The sequence below is a fragment of the Noviherbaspirillum humi genome, assembly GCF_900188095.1.
In the GTDB taxonomy this organism is placed as follows: Bacteria; Pseudomonadota; Gammaproteobacteria; order Burkholderiales; family Burkholderiaceae_D; genus Noviherbaspirillum; species Noviherbaspirillum humi.
In genome coordinates, this window is record NZ_FZOT01000002.1 from 218,456 (window position 1) to 235,122 (window position 16,667).

At 62.5% G+C, this 16,667-nt stretch carries 15 protein-coding genes, 1 tRNA gene and 1 riboswitch; of the genes, 11 read left to right on the top strand and 5 right to left on the bottom strand.

The features are described from left to right. Window positions 1-20: 20 nt before the first annotated feature. Window positions 21-1,265 carry a serine hydroxymethyltransferase gene (glyA, locus tag CHB88_RS04360; protein ID WP_089398076.1) on the bottom strand — a complete coding sequence of 415 codons (1,245 nt, stop codon included), beginning with the start codon at window positions 1,263-1,265 and terminating at the stop codon, window positions 21-23. A gap of 107 nt (window positions 1,266-1,372) precedes the next feature. After that, window positions 1,373-1,474: riboswitch (ZMP/ZTP riboswitch) on the bottom strand. Between the two features lie 135 nt (window positions 1,475-1,609). On the opposite strand from glyA, the gene CHB88_RS04365 reads away from it, so the two are divergent. From CHB88_RS04365 to tssA, 11 genes are all read left to right on the top strand, one after another. After that, complete coding sequence (locus CHB88_RS04365) at window positions 1,610-2,356, top strand: SDR family NAD(P)-dependent oxidoreductase (RefSeq protein ID WP_089398077.1); 747 nt, start codon at window positions 1,610-1,612, stop codon at window positions 2,354-2,356. 26 nt (window positions 2,357-2,382) lie between these two features. Beyond that, window positions 2,383-2,847 (top strand): tol-pal system-associated acyl-CoA thioesterase, encoded by a 465-nt coding sequence (ybgC, locus tag CHB88_RS04370; RefSeq protein ID WP_089398078.1) that lies wholly within the window; start codon window positions 2,383-2,385, stop codon window positions 2,845-2,847. Window positions 2,848-2,932: 85 nt separating this feature from the next. Beyond that, window positions 2,933-3,625, top strand: coding sequence for a protein TolQ (gene tolQ, locus CHB88_RS04375; protein ID WP_089398079.1), 693 nt, complete (start codon window positions 2,933-2,935; stop codon window positions 3,623-3,625). Next, window positions 3,625-4,062, top strand: a complete 438-nt coding sequence (locus CHB88_RS04380) for an ExbD/TolR family protein (RefSeq protein ID WP_089398080.1) — start codon at window positions 3,625-3,627, stop codon at window positions 4,060-4,062. The genes tolQ and CHB88_RS04380 overlap by 1 nt, the downstream gene beginning before the upstream one ends. A gap of 2 nt (window positions 4,063-4,064) precedes the next feature. Then, the gene (gene tolA / locus CHB88_RS04385) at window positions 4,065-5,117 is read left to right on the top strand and encodes a cell envelope integrity protein TolA (protein WP_089398081.1); all 1,053 of its coding nucleotides are present in this window, start codon (window positions 4,065-4,067) and stop codon (window positions 5,115-5,117) included. A gap of 31 nt (window positions 5,118-5,148) precedes the next feature. After that, window positions 5,149-6,420, top strand: a complete 1,272-nt coding sequence (gene tolB / locus CHB88_RS04390; RefSeq protein WP_089398484.1) for a Tol-Pal system beta propeller repeat protein TolB — start codon at window positions 5,149-5,151, stop codon at window positions 6,418-6,420. Window positions 6,421-6,461: 41 nt separating this feature from the next. Further along, window positions 6,462-6,995 (top strand): peptidoglycan-associated lipoprotein Pal, encoded by a 534-nt coding sequence (gene pal, locus CHB88_RS04395; RefSeq protein WP_089398082.1) that lies wholly within the window; start codon window positions 6,462-6,464, stop codon window positions 6,993-6,995. A gap of 2 nt (window positions 6,996-6,997) precedes the next feature. Beyond that, a complete protein-coding gene (gene ybgF, locus CHB88_RS04400; protein ID WP_089398083.1) occupies window positions 6,998-7,747 on the top strand; it encodes a tol-pal system protein YbgF in 750 nt (249 codons plus the stop codon). Between the two features lie 105 nt (window positions 7,748-7,852). Continuing rightward, window positions 7,853-7,928 (top strand) — tRNA-Lys (locus CHB88_RS04405). A 276-nt stretch (window positions 7,929-8,204) separates the two neighbouring features. Next, a complete protein-coding gene (locus CHB88_RS04410) occupies window positions 8,205-9,647 on the top strand; it encodes a hypothetical protein (protein WP_143131117.1) in 1,443 nt (480 codons plus the stop codon). A gap of 285 nt (window positions 9,648-9,932) precedes the next feature. Further along, entirely contained in the window at window positions 9,933-11,051 is a 1,119-nt protein-coding gene (gene tssA / locus CHB88_RS04415; protein WP_089398085.1) for a type VI secretion system protein TssA, read from the top strand. 204 nt (window positions 11,052-11,255) lie between these two features. On the opposite strand, the gene tssH is transcribed toward tssA, so the two are convergent. The 4 genes from tssH to tssC all read right to left on the bottom strand — a co-directional run bounded on the left by tssH (window position 11,256) and on the right by tssC (window position 16,665). Then, window positions 11,256-13,925, bottom strand: coding sequence for a type VI secretion system ATPase TssH (tssH, locus tag CHB88_RS04420; protein WP_089398086.1), 2,670 nt, complete (start codon window positions 13,923-13,925; stop codon window positions 11,256-11,258). Between the two features lie 48 nt (window positions 13,926-13,973). Beyond that, window positions 13,974-14,411 carry an OmpA family protein gene (locus CHB88_RS04425; protein WP_176442307.1) on the bottom strand — a complete coding sequence of 146 codons (438 nt, stop codon included), beginning with the start codon at window positions 14,409-14,411 and terminating at the stop codon, window positions 13,974-13,976. A 153-nt stretch (window positions 14,412-14,564) separates the two neighbouring features. Further along, on the bottom strand, window positions 14,565-15,065 hold the full coding sequence (locus CHB88_RS04430; RefSeq protein ID WP_089398088.1) for an Hcp family type VI secretion system effector: 501 nt from the start codon (window positions 15,063-15,065) through the stop codon (window positions 14,565-14,567). 109 nt (window positions 15,066-15,174) lie between these two features. Further along, on the bottom strand, window positions 15,175-16,665 hold the full coding sequence (tssC, locus tag CHB88_RS04435) for a type VI secretion system contractile sheath large subunit (protein WP_089398089.1): 1,491 nt from the start codon (window positions 16,663-16,665) through the stop codon (window positions 15,175-15,177). Window positions 16,666-16,667: the final 2 nt, after the last annotated feature.

Sequence of the window (16,667 nt, forward strand, 5' to 3'; positions counted from 1 at the left end):
CCGGTGGCCTCTGTGCTGCATCAGCCGTAGACCGGGAAGGCGTCGGTCAGCTTCTTGACGTCTGCCTTGACGCGCTCGATGGTGGCGGCGTCGTGCGGGTTGTCGAGCACGTCGGCGATCAAGTTGCCGACCTTGGTCGCTTCCGCTTCCTTGAAGCCGCGGGTGGTCATGGCCGGGCTGCCTAGGCGGATGCCGGAAGTGACGAAGGGCTTTTCAGGATCGTTGGGGATTGCGTTCTTGTTGCAGGTGATGTGGGCCGAACCGAGGATGGCTTCGGCTTCCTTGCCGGTGATCTTCTTGGCACGCAGGTCGACCAGCATCACATGCGATTCGGTGCGGCCGGATACGATGCGCAGGCCGCGCGCGATCAGGGCCTTGGCCAATGCGTCGGCATTCTTCACTACCTGCTCCTGGTAGGCGCGGAACTCGGGCGCCTGGGCTTCCTTGAACGCCACCGCCTTGGCAGCGATGACGTGCATCAGCGGGCCGCCCTGGATGCCTGGGAAGATGGCGGAGTTGATCGCCTTCTCGTGCTCGGCCTTCATCAGGATGATGCCGCCGCGCGGACCGCGCAGTGACTTGTGGGTAGTGGAAGTGACGAAGTCGGCGAACGGCACTGGATTCGGATACACGCCGGCGGCGATCAGGCCGGCGTAGTGGGCCATGTCGACCATGAAATAGGCGCCGACTTCCTTCGCGATGCGGGCGAAGCGCTCGAAGTCGATGCGCAGCGCATAGGCGGAGGCGCCGGCGATGATCAGCTTGGGCTTGCGTTCGCGCGCCAGCTTTTCCATCTGCTCGTAATCGATCTCTTCCTTCTCGTTCAGGCCATAGGAAACGACGTTGAACCATTTGCCCGACATGTTGAGCGCCATGCCGTGGGTGAGGTGGCCGCCTTCGGCGAGCGACATGCCCATGATGGTATCGCCCGGCTTGAGCATGGCGAAGAACACGCCCTGGTTGGCCTGGGAACCGGAGTTGGGCTGCACGTTCGCAGCCTCGGCGCCGAACAGTTCCTTCAGGCGGTTGATGGCCAGGGTTTCCGCCACGTCGACGAATTCGCAGCCGCCGTAGTAGCGCTTGCCGGGATAGCCTTCCGCATACTTGTTGGTGAGCTGGGAGCCCTGCGCCTCCATCACTGCCGGCGACGTGTAGTTCTCGGACGCGATCAGTTCGATGTGGTCCTGCTGGCGCTGGTTTTCCTTCTGGATGGCGGACCAGAGTTCAGGATCGGTCTTGGCGAGGGTATGGTCTTTTGCGAACATGAAGTGACTCCAAACGATTGAGTATGCAAACGAATATGCAAACGGCGTTGCCTGAATCGAAAGAGGGCCAGGGGGAATGACAGGCAGCCTCAGTCGTGCGTTCCATTTTGGGCTGCCCAGGCGAACGGCGGAGAAGCCTCACGTTCCCCGGTGGATATCCACCTTGTACCGGGAGCAGGCCCGGTTTTTCGCCAGTCACGTGAGACGAAATGGTGTGAAATTGTAAGGGAGCGAGATTATTTCTTCAAGTACGGACAAAAATAGCGGCAAAATTTGGGCCGGCGCAATGAAATGCGCCATGGGCTACAATTTTGCCGGTCCCAACAATTCAGTGAGGAAAACCCATGATCGTTCTGGTAACGGGCGCCACCGCCGGCTTCGGCGCAGAGATGGCCAGGAAATTCGTGCAGCATGGTCACCGGGTGATCGCTGCCGGGCGCCGCAAGGAACGCCTCGACGCTCTCGCGGCCGAGCTCGGCCCGTCCCTGCTGCCCCTGGTGCTGGACGTCAGCGACACCGCCTCCATCACCACATCGCTCGGCAGCCTGCCGGCCGACTGGCAAAACATCGACGTACTGATCAACAATGCCGGCCTTGCGCTCGGCATAGAACCTGCCTACAAGGCTTCGCTGGAAGAGTGGGACACCATGATCAGCACCAACTGCCGCGGCCTGGTTGCGATGACCCATGCGGTGCTGCCGAAAATGGTGGCGCGCGGCAGCGGCCTGGTGATCAACCTTGGCTCGGTGGCCGGCAGCTATCCCTACCCCGGCGGCAATGTCTATGGCGCCACCAAGGCCTTCGTCGAGCAGTTCACGCTGAATCTGCGGGCGGACCTGATCGGCACCGGCGTGCGCGCCACCAACATCGCGCCCGGCCTGTGCGGCGGCACCGAATTTTCCAACGTCCGCTTGAAGGATGATGCCGCTGCGGCCAAGGTCTACGAAGGCACGGTGCCGCTGACCGCCGCCGACATCGCCGAGGCGGCCTACTGGATCGCCACCCTGCCGCCGCACGTCAACATCAACTCGATCGAGATGATGCCGACCTGCCAGGGCTTCGCTCCCTTCGCCGTCAAGCGCAATCCCTGAGGCGGCAGCAACTGGACCACAACTCAATGATGCTTTCCTCGGCCAGTCCCGCCGCCGCTCCGGCGGCGGATTTTTACTGGACCTTGCGCGTTTATTACGAAGACACCGACGCCGGCGGCATCGTCTTCTACGCCAATTATCTGAAGTTCTTCGAGCGCGCCCGCACCGAATGGCTGCGTGCAGCCGGCATTAGCCAGCAGGCATTGTCGGAAACGCATGATGTCGTGTTTGTCGTCAAAAGCACCGCGGTGGATTATCATTCACCCGCGAAACTGGACGATGTGGTGAGTGTGTCGGTGCGGGTCGAAAAGCTCGGCCGTGCTTCGGTCGTTTTCTACCAGGAAGCCTGGCGCGTCGCCGGCACCGAGAAGACCCTGCTCGCCAGCGGCAGCATCAAGGTCGGCTGCGTGAATGCGAAAGCCCTGCGGCCCTCTCCCATTCCCGACGCCGTCATGGCTGGCATACGCCAGTCTGGCAGCATGGGTGCTTGAACCCCATGGTACCCGCTCGGTCCCGCTCCGAAATCCGCCATCCAGCGGCCGCAAGCCGGTTTAGTCATCGAATCCAAATCAATTCATGAGCGTTACACAAGACCTTTCCTTCGTTTCCCTGATTTCCAACGCATCGCTGCTGGTGCAGCTGGTGATGGCCATTCTGCTGCTGGTGTCGATCTTCAGCTGGACTTATATCTTCCGCAAGCTGTTCGCGATTCGCAGCGCCCAGGTGCAGACTGAGGAATTCGAACGGGCCTTCTGGTCCGGCGGCAACCTCAGCGCCCTCTATGAAGGCGCAAACTCCAACCGCGGCAAGAGCGGCGGCGCGCTGGAGCGCATCTTTGCTTCCGGCATGGGCGAGTTCCAGAAGATTCGCGCTTCCTACGCCAGCAAGGGCGCTGCCGATCCCGGCGCGCTGATCGACGGCGCCCGCCGCGCCATGCGGGCCGCCTACCAGCGCGAGATGGATGCGCTCGAATCCCATCTCGCCTTCCTAGCGTCGGTCGGCTCGGTGTCGCCCTACGTCGGCCTGTTCGGCACCGTCTGGGGCATCATGAACGCCTTCCGCGGCCTGGCCAACGTGCAGCAGGCGACCCTCGCTTCGGTGGCGCCCGGCATCGCCGAGGCGCTGGTCGCCACCGCCATCGGCCTGTTCGCCGCCATCCCGGCGGTGGTGGCCTACAACCGCTATTCGCATGACATCGACCGGCTGGCGATTCGCTTCGAGAGCTTCATCGAAGAGTTCTCCAACATCTTGCAGAGGCAGGCGCGCTGATGGCAGGCTCGACCATGCGCGGCGGCCGCGGCCGCAAGTTCAAGGCGGAGATCAACGTCGTCCCCTACATCGACGTGATGCTGGTGCTGCTGGTGATCTTCATGGTGGCGGCGCCGCTGGCCAATCCCGGCGTGATCAACCTGCCGACCGCAGCCAAGTCGTCACTGCCGCCGTCCGAGTATATCCAGATCAACCTGCAGCCCGACACCAGCGCGACCATCGGCATCAACGGCGGCAAGACCGGCGGCGCAGCGCCGGAAAAGGTCGGCGGCCGGGCAATCCTGGTTCAGCGGCTGAAGGCCATGCATGAGGCCGAGCCGGAGATGGCGGTGATGATCTCGGCCGACAAGGATATCCGTTACGATGAAGTCATCCAGGTGATTTCCGAAGCCAAGAAGCTCGGCATCAGCCGGGTCGGCCTCGCCACCAAGCAGTAATCATGAGCAGCAATAGTTCCACCACGCCTTATCAAGTTCCCAAGGAGCCCGGCCGCTGGCGCGCCCTGGCGCTGGCTGCGCTGGTGCACGGCTTGCTGCTGGTTTTCCTCTGGATCGGCGTGCGCTGGCAGAACGAAACGCCGGTCGCCGTGGAAGCCGAAGTCTGGTCGCCGCAGCCGCGCGAAGCTGCGCCGGCGCCCGAGCCCAAGCCAGAGCCTGAACCTCAGCCGATCGCCAGGGCGGAGCCCAGGCCGACACCCGACGTTTCCCCGCCCCCGCCGGCGAAGCAGGAAATCAAGCCCGAGCCGAAGCCGGTCGAGAAGCCGGACATCGCGCTCGAGCAGGAGAAGAAGCGCAAGGCGGAGGAAAGAAAGCGGCGCGAGGAAGAGGAAGAACGTCGCGAGGAACTCAAGCGCAAGGAAGCATTGAAGCAGAAGCAGCTCGAGCAGGATAAAGCCGAGCGCGCCAAGCTTGAAAAGGAAAAAGCCGCGCAACTGGCGAAAGAGAAGGCGGACAAGGAGAAAGCCGACAAGCTCGCCAGGGAAAAAGCCGAGAAGGACAAGGCCGAGAAACTGGCGAAGGAGCAGGCTGACAAGGAAAAGGCCGACAAGCTCGCCAAGGAGAAGGCAGCTGCCGACGCCAAGCGCAAGGCGCAGGAAAAGGCCGATCGCGACATGCTGGACAAGATGCGCAACGAGGAAATGAAGCGCATGGCCGGCGGTGTCGCCGGCACCGGCGGCAGCGGCGATGCTCCGAAATCGCAGGGCGGCGGCCGCGCCAACAGCGAGTATGCGGCTCGCGTCGGCGCCAAGATCCGCTCCAACATCACCTTCAACGTGCCGGATGACCTGGCGGGCAATCCGGCGGCGGAATTCCGCGTCGACCTGCTGCCGGATGGCTCCATCGCCGGCATCACCCAGGTGAAGTCATCCGGCGTGAAGGGCTTCGACGAAGCGGTGCGGCGCGCGATCGAGCGCTCGGCGCCCTTCCCCAAGGACAAATCCGGCTCGGTGCCGTCAAGCTTCATCGGCATCCACAAGCCCAAGGACCAGTAAGCGCAACAAGCACTCAAGGACATTAGCCATGATGATCAAAAAAATCCTCACTCGCGCGATCGTGGTGTTCGGCGTGGCCCAGGCCCTGACGGTCCATGCCCAGCTCAGGGTCGAAACCTCGGGCGTGGGCGCGACCCAGATTCCGATCGCCATCGCCAGCTTCGCCGATGAAGGACTGTCGCCGCAGCAGGTGACGGCCATCATCAAGGACGACCTGACGCGCAGCGGCTACTTCAAGATCATCGACACCGGCAGCGTGATGTCCGAAACCACGCCGGTGAACTTTGGCGAGATCAAGTCGCGCGGCGCCGATGCACTGGTGGTGGGCAGCGTGCAGCGCCTGGCCGACGGCCGCTACGACGTGCGCTACCGCCTGCTCGACACGCTGAAGCAGGCGCCGCTGTCCGGCTTCGGCCAGGCGGCGGGCAACGACCGGCTGCGCCTCGCCGCCCATCGCATCGCCGACGACATCTATGAAAAGCTGATCGGCATCCGCGGCGACTTTTCCACCCGCGTGGCCTATGTGACCAAGGCCGGCAACGAATATCGGCTGGAGGTGGCCGATTCGGATGGCCAGGGCACCCAGATCGCGCTGCGGTCCAATGAACCGATCATCTCGCCGGCCTGGTCGCCGGACGGCACCAAGGTCGCCTATGTTTCCTTCGAAAGCAAGAAGCCGGTAGTGTATGTGCAGGATCTGGTGAGCCGGCAGCGCGTCACCATCGCCAACTACAAGGGCAGCAACTCTGCGCCCTCCTGGTCGCCTGATGGCAGCAAGCTGGCGCTGGCCCTGGCGCGCGAGGGACTGACCCAGGTCTATGTGGTGAATGCCGACGGTTCCGGCCTGCGCCGCCTGACCAACACCAACAGCATCGAAACCGAGCCGCAATTCTCGCCGGACGGCCAGAGCATCTACTTCACCAGCGACCGCAGCGGCGGACCGCAGATCTACAAGATGCCGGCTGGCGGCGGCGAAGCGCAGCGCGTCACGTTCAACGGCATCTACAACATCAGCCCGCGCATCGCTCCGGATGGGAAGACGCTGGCTTACATCTCGCGCCGCGAAGGCCGCTTCCAGCTGTATGCGCTCGACTTGGCCAGCGGCCAGGAACTGCGCCTGTCGGACGGTCCGCGCGACGAGGCGCCCAGCTTCTCGCCCAATGGCAGATACCTCATGTACGCGACCGAGTCCGGCCGCCGCGGCTCGCTCGCGGTCGTGTCGGTCGACGGCCGCGTGCGCCACCGGTTGACCACCCAGGCAGGCGACGTCCGAGAGCCGACCTGGGGTCCGTTCATGAAATGATTCATCACCCCTATTCCAACAGCATTAATCAGGAGAATTCAATGCGCAAACTGAGCAAACTCACCCTCGCCGTTTCGACCGCCCTCGTGCTGGCCGCCTGCGGCTCTTCCGTCAAGCTGGACGACAACGTGAAGGTGGAAGACCGTTCCGGCGCCCTCGCCGGCAACAACCCCACCACCGATTCCCGCACCGTCGCACCGCTGAGCGCCAACTCCACCGATCCGCTGAACGATCCGAAAGGCGTGCTGGCCAAGCGCAGCATCTATTTCGACTACGACAGCTACTCCATCAAGGACGAGTTCAAGCCAGTGGTCGAGGCCCACGCGAAATACCTGAACGCCAACAAGGCCCGCAAGATCATCATCCAGGGCAACACCGACGAGCGCGGCGGCCGCGAATACAACCTCGCCCTCGGCCAGAAGCGCGCCGAAGCCGTCCGTCGTGCCATGGCGCTGCTCGGCGTTTCCGACAACCAGATGGAAGCGGTATCCTTCGGCAAGGAAAAGCCCAAGGCCACCGGCAGCGATGAGGCGGCCTTCGCCGAAAATCGTCGTTCCGACATCGTCTACCAGTAATCATGAAAAAACTGTTCCGATCCTCGCTCGCCGCGGCCTTGCTGGCCGCATTCTCCTATGCGCCGCTGCAGGCCAATGCCGCGCTGTTTGAAGATGAGGAAGCGCGCAAGGCGATACTCGCCATCCGCGCCCGCCTCGACAACATGCAGAACGAAATCAATGCCAAGGCGGACAAGACCAACAGCCTCGATCTGAACAACCAGAACGAGCAGCTGCGCCAGGAAATCGCCCGACTGCGGGGCCAGATCGAACTGCTGACCAACGAACTGGCGAACACTCAGCGCCGGCAGAAGGATTTCTATGTCGACCTCGACAACCGGATCCGCAAGATGGAGCCGCAGAAGGTCACGGTCGACGGTCAGGAAATCAGCGTCGAGCAATCGGAACAGCGTGCTTACGATGCCGCCCTCGCCTACTTCAAGGCAGGCGACTACAAGAGCGCCGGCGCGGCGTTCTACGACTTCACCCGCCGCTATCCCCAGTCCGGCCTGATGCCCTCGGCGCAGTACTGGCTGGGCAACACCTACTACGCGCAGCGCGACTACCGCAATGCAATCACGGCGCAGCAGGTGGTGGTCAACAATTTCGGAGATAACCCGAAGGCGGCCGACGCCCTGCTCAACATCGCCAGCTGCCAGCTGGAGCTGAAAGACAAGGCGGCTGCGAAGAAGACGCTGGAAACGTTGACGCACAAGTACCCGGATTCGGCAGCGGCACAAACCGCCAAGGAAAGACTGGCTGCGCTGCGGTAAGCGGGCACCTGGACCGTTTTCCATGCTCCGCACAGGGAAAACGGTAACACCGGGAAAGTCCTGTTTGACAGCAAGACCAGGATATCCTTATAATAGCGGTCTTTCGGGTCGTTAGCTCAGCTGGTAGAGCAGCGGACTTTTAATCCGTTGGTCGCAGGTTCGAATCCCGCACGGCCTACCAAATTGCAAAAGGGTTCAGGTGAAAGCCTGAACCCTTTTTCTTTTCCGTCTCGCCCCATCTCTCTCTTCCAAACCCATTTGTGGCCGCTTCCGGCTTGCCTCCGGTTCAGCCACAGCGGCATCCCTGCACATTCAATGACGGCACAGTCGCTGGGCATACATCACGATGCATTGCATGGCTTGTCCCAACCCTCCATGCCATCGGGCCGAATGAATTTTTCTCTGATGGTCACTTGCAAATAGCATAACGAGCGGCACTGCGATTTCCGATAATGCGGTGACTTCCTTCGAACCCGATTTCCGCGACGATGCATTCATGGTAACCAAGGCATTCGCATTGCTGGCAACGTTCAGCGCCTGGCTGGCTTTCCTATGGCTGGGCCCCAGCATGGATTTCACCCGCCATGCGCCAACCAGCATCATCGCCCTCCACTTGCTCCCGCCCTTGTTCGCCTGCGCGGCCTGGATGGGCTGCTCAGTCTTCGTTCGGCGCAGGCGGATGGAACGGGAACGCACTGCCGCACTGGAGGCGGAAACCCGGGAGCGTGCACGGCAACGCGCGGAACAGGTGGAAGCGGACAAGCGTCGTGCCGAGCGGGAACGCTCTATTGACTGCCGTGCGGTCAGCATAAGCGGTCTGGGAACGGCGAAGGCCATCGATGCCTTCCCCGCTTCGCGCGATAACTGTCGCGTCGAATGGGAACTCACGTCCGCCGGGCCGCATGCCGACGGTGCCGACAGAATCGGCCGCCTTTCCTTGCTCATGCGCCAGGCGCTCGAAGGCATCACGCATATCGAGCCCGATTGTCTGATGCTACCCATGTTCATCGTCACGCCGACCGGTGTATCGGACGCACACGCCAAGTCACTGTTGAAGCAGGCGATTGCCACGATGCCGGCACAGACCGGCTTGAAGCGTGACGATCAGCCCGCCATCTTCACGCTGGATCGCAGCATGTCCGACGGGTTGGCGACGCTGTTCGACACCCTGCCTGAACTGGGCGCTGCGCTGCTGATCGCTGTCGACGCATCTGACTCCGACTCCAGCGACTTGCTTGATGAAGAATCTACGCTTTCCCCCGACCGCATGCCGCCCGCGCAGGGCGCCTCTGCGCTGTTGCTGATGTCGCCTGCGATAAAGCACGTATCAGACATTGAGGTGGAATCCGGCACGCATGGCAAGTCTGTTGACGCCTTACTCCCTTACTGGGAGCACGTGAGCAGCGACAGCCATGCATCCACCACAACTGCAAACTTGGCAGAGTGGCGCAGGCTTGCTCAGCTACCGGTACTCGCACGCATCCACCGCGCCGCCTGCGATGATGTGGAAACTGGAAGTCCTGGCCTGCTGACGCAAACGCGGCGCACCACCACCCTGATGAACGAGGCGCTGCTGAATGCGGGTGTCGGGAGCGGGATGGCGTTCCTCGGCCTCGTTCACGATGCCGGCAATATTGCCCACTGTGGCAAGCGGCTCGCCTGCCTGGGATCGGCACTGCATGCCGCCGAAATCGATTTCGAGCCGGTCGGGCCGGATGCATTGAATCTGACCGACCTGATCGGAGACCTCGGCACGGCCAGCGAAGTCGCTTTGCTGGCCTGCGCCGTTGCGAAGACTGTGGAAACCGGCCGAGCAACCCTGAGCGCCGCGTTCCTGCCTCACGGCAGATTGGCGCTGCGCTTCATCATGCCATCCTCCGACGATGGAACGGGACCATGAAGAAAATCAATTTTCGCGGTGCCCCGACCGGCCTTGGCGTAGGCGTCACAGGCGGCGCATCTGCAGTCCTCGCCGCGGGCGGGCCCATTCCCCGCATGGGTGATTCCCGCGCCTGCACGATGCGCGGGCACCAGGACTGTACCCTCATAGAAGGCGTCCCCGGCTGGCGGCGCAGTAGCTGGCCCGCGCCCCAGGAAAGCCGTCGCACCAGCTGCGGCGCAGCGCTGGCTTCGAGCCTGCCGCCTATAGAGCGTGGCTGATGCATTGCTTCAGAACCGGAGAATCATGAATACGCAATTACTTGACGATCTGTTGGCCCCTATTCCGGGGGGCCATCCTGGCGGCGAAGACATGTCGTTCTCGCGCGAATTCGATGCCATTCGCGAGGCACGACGCCAGGACGACGCCGGCTTGTCCCAGGGGGAGTGGCAGACTGCGCCCAAAGCAGCACAATGGCCGCTGGTTGCGCGGCTTTGTGAAGACCTGCTCAAAAACCGCAGCAAGGACTTGCAGGCCGCCTGCTGGTACACGGACGCCTTGATTCGCACCCAAGGCTTTTCCGGTTTGGTCTTTGGCCTCACGGTGCTGCAAGCCCTGCTGAGCGATTTTTGGGAGTTCCTCTATCCACCGCTCGATCCATCAGATCCGGAAGAACGTGCCGCCCGCCTCGTCTGGCTGGACAGGGAAGCGGCCGCCGCAGTTCGGGAAGCGCCGCTGACCGGCAAGGAAACAGGATTTTCCTGGCTGACCTGGCAGGCGGCGATGACGCTAGACAATCTCGCACTGAAAGATCCCGCCGCGCGTCAGGCCGCAGCCAGGGATGGCGCCATCAGTGGAGAGCAATTCGACCGGGCGGCAATGGAAAGCGGGCTGAATTTTTATCAATCGATGAACTCGACGCTGACGCAAGCGGCACGGCTCGTGGCGCAGATTGAAGATCGTCTCGATACCGCCTTCGGCCAGCATGCCCCTACGCTTCCCATGCTCAGGCAAGCCTTGTCGGATTGCCGGTCGGTCGTCAGCCGGAGTATTGCCAAACTTGGCGGCGTGCAGGAGGTCGATGAAGCGACCTCGCCGGTCGATACCGTCGTACCCGCCAAAATCTTTACGCCGATTGCGACAAACGCCTCGTTGCAAGTGCCGCCCGAAACGGCTGTGGTCACCGGCGCTGCCAACCAAGGGGTAATGCTCACTTCCCGCCGGGAGGCCGTCGTCCACCTGCGCCTCGTTGCGTCATATTTTCGTGAACAGGAGCCGCACAGCCCGGTCGGACCGCTGGTCGAACGGGCCGCCAAGTGGGCGGAAATGCCACTCGATCAATGGCTTGAAGCGGTCGTCAAGGACGCCGCTACCCTGCAGCAGCTAAGGGAATTGCTCGACCTGCCGCGCGACCGGCAAGCCTGATGACAAAAGGCGCGAGCGCCAAGCCATCTAATCCGCTGTTGATTGGACTCACGTGCCCTAAGACTAGGCCTAGCGCTTCTCCTCCCGCCCTGCCTTCACCCGCCTCCATGCCTCAGCAACGTGACTGAGCACCGGCTCGACAGCAGCGAGCACCCTGGACCGCGAGTAAAAATCCGAACTGTTCAGGGGGCCGCTTCCAGGGTTTCAGCTAACCACTACTTCGATGCGCTGACGCCTTACCCGAGCTTCCACCTGACGTATCGGTTCGCCCACCGACAGTTTCTCCAGCACTCGCTGCGAGATCTCCGCCAGCAGTCCGCTGGAGATGATGGCATCCGCATTCCGGGCGCCGCTATCCACTTCGCTGCAACGTGCCACGATCATTTCGGACAGTTTCGGATCGCTTAGAAACGCGGCGCCGTACTGCCGCTGCAATCGGTCGCGTATTTTCTGCAGCTTCAGGCCGACAATGCGGCTCATTGCCTTCTCATCGAGCGGATAGTAAGGGATCACGGATAGCCGGCCGAGGAAAGCTGGCTTGAAGATGCGCTGCAGTTCGGGTCTGATCAATTCCCGCAAGTCGTCAGGAGTCGGCCGGCGGCAGGCATCGCCTACCTTCACGCCGGCGTCAACCGCACGCATGACGGTGGCGCTACCCGCATTCGAGCAGAGCAGGATGACGGCATGCCGGAAATCCACCTGGCGTCCCTCGGCATCGTCCAACGTGCCTTTGTCGAACACCTGGAAGAAGAGTTCGAGCACATCAGGATGGGCTTTTTCCGCTTCATCCAGCAGGATGACGCAGTGCGGGCGTCGCCGCACGGCCTCGGTAAGGACGCCTCCCTGACCGTAGCCAACATAGCCGGGCGGCGCGCCTTTTAAGGTCGCGACATTGTGGGCTTCCTGATACTCGGACAAGTTGATCGTCACGATATGCCGCTCGCCACCATACAGCATCTCGGCCAGAGCCAGCGCGGTCTCCGTCTTGCCTACGCCGGATGGGCCGGCGAGCAGGAATACGCCCTTGGGCTTGGCAGGGTCTTCCAGGCCTGCCCTTGCAATCAGCATGTGTCGGCTGATTTCGTCCAACGCGTGGTCCTGGCCAATGATGCGCAGCTCGAGGCGTTGACGCAGTTCGCGGACCAACTCCAATTCCGCTGCCAGCATGCGGCCGAGCGGGATGCCGGTCCATTCGGCAACGACTTGTGCCACGACGCCCTTGTCGACGCAGTCATGCACCATCGGCCCGCCTACGGCGCTTCGCAAGCGTGCCGTGGTTTCGGTCAATTCGGCACGGAGCTCGTTCAAGCGGGAATGGAAAACCGCCTTCTCCGGCGCCGGATCTGCAGCATCGTTCGCAGCGGCATTGATTTCGGACTGCAAGGCGTCAATGCGGCGGTACAAGGCCTGCTGTCCGCGCCATGCCGCTTCCCGCCGTTCGAGTTCGCTGCCGAGCAAGGCATGCCGGCCTCGCAATGTCTCGATACGCTCGGCGTGGTCGCCGTTTTCTTCCCGCATCAGGGAAGCGATTTCCGCCTCGGCGCCATGCATCAGCTGGCGCAGGTCGGTGATATCGCGCGGCACGCCGGTCTGGGAAATGGCTACCTTGGCGCAGGCCGTGTCGAGAACGCTCACCGCCTTGTCGGGAAGCTGCCTTTCACTGAGATACCGGCTCGAGAGCGTCACCGCCTGCTGCAGCGCCTCGTCGAGGATGCGCACGCCATGATGGGCTTCCATGGCCGTCGCGATGCCGCGCAGCATGCGGATGGCAGTTTCCTCGTCCGGCTGGGCAACCTTCACGACCTGGAAGCGCCGCGCCAGCGCAGCATCCTTCTCCATGTAACGCTTGTATTCAGACCAGGTCGTTGCCGCAATGGTGCGCAGCTCGCCGCGGGCCAGCGCCGGCTTGAGCAGATTGGCGGCATCGCCCTGCCCCGCGGCGGCGCCAGCTCCAACCAGGGTATGGGCTTCATCGATGAAAAGCATTATCGGGTGCGGGCTGGCCTTGACTTCGTCGATGGTGGCCTTCAGCCTTGCCTCGAATTCGCCTTTCATGCTGGCCCCAGCCTGCAGCAGGCCCAGGTCGAGCGCATGAATCGCAAAGTCGCGCATTGCTGCCGGCACCTCGCCGTTGACGATGCGCAGCGCCAACCCTTCTACGATAGCGGTCTTGCCCACACCCGGCTCGCCGGTCAGGATTGGATTGTTCTGGCGCCGCCGCAGCAGGATGTCGATCACTTGCGCGATCTCGCCCTCCCGGCCTGTCACCGGATCGATCTTGCCGGCCCGGGCCAGGGTGGTCAGGTCGGTGGTATAGGCAGCCAATGCGCCGCTTTGCCGGCCCGCGCCTGGCAGGCCGGATCCATCCTCATCCCGTCGCGCCGAACCCATGCCGGCTGACTCTTCCGAACCGCTCATGGCCAGCATCATCGCCTCGCGCAGCGCCGGCTGCGCCAGTCCTGCCAGCGGAGGCATGACCGGCTTCCATTGCCTGGAAAACGTCTCATCGGCCAACATGACGTGAAGCAGGTGCGCGCTGCGGATGCTCGCCATGCCGTACTCTAGGCTGGCGACCAGCCAGGCGCTGCGCAGCCATGCCTGCAGCTGCGCGGACAATACCGGATTGCGCGGATTGCCGGTTCGGAAGCCGCCCACTTCCGTCCGCATGTCCTCCTGCAGCTGCGAGCAGGAAATGCCGGCCGATGTCAGAGCCCGGCACCAATCACTACCTGGAAGATGCAGCATCGCCTGCATCAGGTGTTCGACATCGACCTCATGATGCGTTGCCGACCGGGCCGCAGCCGCCGCCTGCTCCATCGCCTGGCGCGACAACGGACTCATTCTGCCGATCAGCGCCTTCAATTCAACCGTCATTGCCTCTCCCCTTCCCCTGCATTGCCGGCATCAATTGCCCCAAACGAATCAGCCGCCATGGAACTGGACCTCGGCCGCATGCTTGTCGCCGATTTCAGTCACGTATTTGATTTGTACCTTTTTAATTGACAGGCCTGCCTTGGCAAGCTCATCCCTCACCGCAGCGGCTCGGGCGATGGCTGCGTCACGTGCATTGCCGACTTGCCGCCGGTCGCAAAAGCCGGTGATCGTCAGCCGGCTCGACGACTTCGCGCGGTCGGCCAACTGGGCAATCAGCTTGCGCGCGTCCTCGTCGAGCTTGATGCTGAGTTTTTCGAAGGGGACCAGCACCGGATTGGCCGTCAGACTGGCGGACTTTACATCGCGCGGTTCCGCCATGGTGCTGGCGCCAACTGCCTTCTGCGCAATGATGGGCGGCGCTTCGTTCGAGACGGAACCTTGGGGCGCCGGGGACTGCGCGCAACCGCCCAGCAGCGCGGCGCCCATGACGAAGGCCGAGAGATTCGTCGAAGCTGGAACGGAGGTTGAAAACCGGGGTAAAGCATTAGCCATGCGACCTGTCCTTGAACTACCTGTTCGAATCATGAAAACCATGCCGCCGTGTGGCACAGCGGCATGCATGCCCGCGCAAACCGCCGCTCAGGCAATGGCCTTGTTGGCAGTGAGATCCCAGCCGGCGCTGACGTTGCCGCCTCCGGACCCGTCTTCCCGTTTCTGCTGGGTGTAGGTCCATTTGATCTTGCCGTAGGACAGCGCCACCTTCTCGCTCGGGAAGCCGCTGTCGCCGGCGGCCGCGCCCTGTTCCTCTATCCTGGAAATCATGACCTGCTCCATCCGAATTTCCATGTACTTCATCTTGTTGCCGCCGGCACGGCACAGTTCGACCACCACTTCCTTGATGTGCTTGCCGGTGCAGCAGGCGTCATGCAGCTTGGGGCTGGCTTTGTCGAGGTGATGCACGAAATTGAAGGTGCCGTGCTGGACACGTTCGGCGGTCGCTCCGCCTACCGAACTGGCGGTGCTGGACGCCGGCTGCTCGAGCTTGTGGTCATAAGAAAGCACCTCTATCCAATCCTGATGGGCGTGATCGCTCGATTCGCCAGGTATGCCGTCGATCTTGATGAAGCTGTCAAATGCCATGTTTCCTCCCTGATGGAAAGTCCGTTGAATGTAGCGGCGCCTTGCCGCCGTGAGGCGGCCTTCATCCGAGTCCCGAGGCGCCCGGGACGTGATGCCTACTTGTAAAAAACTATCTGGCGTTGCGCGGCAATTCGGCCACGAGGCGCAGCGAAATGGTCAATTCGTCGAGCTGAAAGTGTGGCCGCAGGAAAGCTGCCGCTCGATACACCCCGGGCCGACCCGGAACTTCCACCACCTCGACACGCGCTTCGCGCAAGGGATACTTGGCCTTGGCTTCCTGAGAAGCGGAATCGTCCAGCAACACGTATTGCGCCAGCCAGGTATTGAGGAAATCCTGCACGCTTTCGCGCGAAGCGAAGCTGCCGATCTTGTCCCGCACGATCGCCTTCATGTAATGCGCGATGCGGGACGTGGCGAATACATAGGGCAGCTGCGCCGACAGGCGGGCATTCGCATTCGCGGCGTCGGTGTTGTAGGTTTTGGCCTTCTGCACCGACTGGCCGCTGAAGAAGGCGGCGTAATCGGTGTTCTTGCAATGCACCAGCGAGATGAAGCCGAGGTCGGACAGCAGTTTCTCGGTGCGATCGGTGATTGCCACCTCCGTCGGGCACTTGAGCGCAACCTCGCCCTCATCAGTCTTGAAAGCATGAGTCGGCAAACCCTCTACCAATCCGCCGCCTTCCACGCCCCGGATGGCGGCCAGCCAGCCATAGTTGGCGAAGGCATCGGTCAGGCGGGCGGCGAATGCATACGCGGCATTGGTCCAGAGGTATTTGTCATGGTCGGCGCCATCGACGTCTTCCTCGAAATGAAAGGCGTCCACCGGCAGGGTATCCGCGCCATAGGGCAGCCGGCCCAGCACGTGGGGAAGCACCAGCCCGACATAGCGGGAATCGTCCGACTCGCGGAAGGATTTCCACTTGGCGTACTCAACCGTGTCGAAGACTTTCGCCAGGTCGCGCGGCTTGCCGATGTCATTGAAGCTCTCCAGCCCGAACAGGCCCGGCGCCGCGGCGGAGATGAGCGGAGCATGGGCTGCCGCGCCGACGTGGGACAATTGCTCCAGCAGATAGAAATCCTCCGGATGCCGCGAGAATTCAAAGTCTCCGATGAGCGCCGCATAGGGTGCGCCGCCGAAGGTGCCGTACTCCTCTTCATAGATCTTCTTGAAGAGCGCCGACTGGTCGAAATCCGGGGCTGCGCGGAAATCCTTTACCAAATCCTTCTTGGACGCATTCAGCACCCGGACTTTAAGCATTGAACTGGTCTCGGACTGCGTGACCAGGTAATGCAAGCCGCGCCATGAGGCTTCGAGGCGCTGGAAGTCCGGATGATGCATGATGGCGTTGACCTGCTCCGACAGCATGCGATCGATTTCCGCGATGCGCATGTCGATGCCGGCGGCCAGATCGCGGGACACCGCCAGCGCGCCGGACAGCACTTCGCCGGCGAGCTGGGCTATCTGCTCCCGCGCGCTGGCATTCTCTCTGGGCGTCAGCGCCAGGCGACAGCCGTCGATGATGTCGTCGAGCAGCGAATGGGTGCCGCTGGCAACCACGGCTTCCGCGGCGGCATGGTCGGGTAGGACGTCTTTCGTCATTC

Coding starts and splice junctions, on each gene's coding strand:
- pal (WP_089398082.1), top strand. CDS start 6,462: ATGCGCAAACTGAGCAAACTCACCCTCGCCGTTTCGACCGCCCTCGTG.
- CHB88_RS04380 (WP_089398080.1), top strand. CDS start 3,625: ATGGCAGGCTCGACCATGCGCGGCGGCCGCGGCCGCAAGTTCAAGGCG.
- ybgF (WP_089398083.1), top strand. CDS start 6,998: ATGAAAAAACTGTTCCGATCCTCGCTCGCCGCGGCCTTGCTGGCCGCA.
- tssH (WP_089398086.1), bottom strand. CDS start 13,925: ATGACGGTTGAATTGAAGGCGCTGATCGGCAGAATGAGTCCGTTGTCG.
- tolQ (WP_089398079.1), top strand. CDS start 2,933: ATGAGCGTTACACAAGACCTTTCCTTCGTTTCCCTGATTTCCAACGCA.
- CHB88_RS04425 (WP_176442307.1), bottom strand. CDS start 14,411: ATGGGCGCCGCGCTGCTGGGCGGTTGCGCGCAGTCCCCGGCGCCCCAA.
- CHB88_RS04430 (WP_089398088.1), bottom strand. CDS start 15,065: ATGGCATTTGACAGCTTCATCAAGATCGACGGCATACCTGGCGAATCG.
- tssC (WP_089398089.1), bottom strand. CDS start 16,665: ATGACGAAAGACGTCCTACCCGACCATGCCGCCGCGGAAGCCGTGGTT.
- ybgC (WP_089398078.1), top strand. CDS start 2,383: ATGATGCTTTCCTCGGCCAGTCCCGCCGCCGCTCCGGCGGCGGATTTT.
- glyA (WP_089398076.1), bottom strand. CDS start 1,265: ATGTTCGCAAAAGACCATACCCTCGCCAAGACCGATCCTGAACTCTGG.
- tolA (WP_089398081.1), top strand. CDS start 4,065: ATGAGCAGCAATAGTTCCACCACGCCTTATCAAGTTCCCAAGGAGCCC.
- tolB (WP_089398484.1), top strand. CDS start 5,149: ATGATCAAAAAAATCCTCACTCGCGCGATCGTGGTGTTCGGCGTGGCC.
- tssA (WP_089398085.1), top strand. CDS start 9,933: ATGAATACGCAATTACTTGACGATCTGTTGGCCCCTATTCCGGGGGGC.
- CHB88_RS04365 (WP_089398077.1), top strand. CDS start 1,610: ATGATCGTTCTGGTAACGGGCGCCACCGCCGGCTTCGGCGCAGAGATG.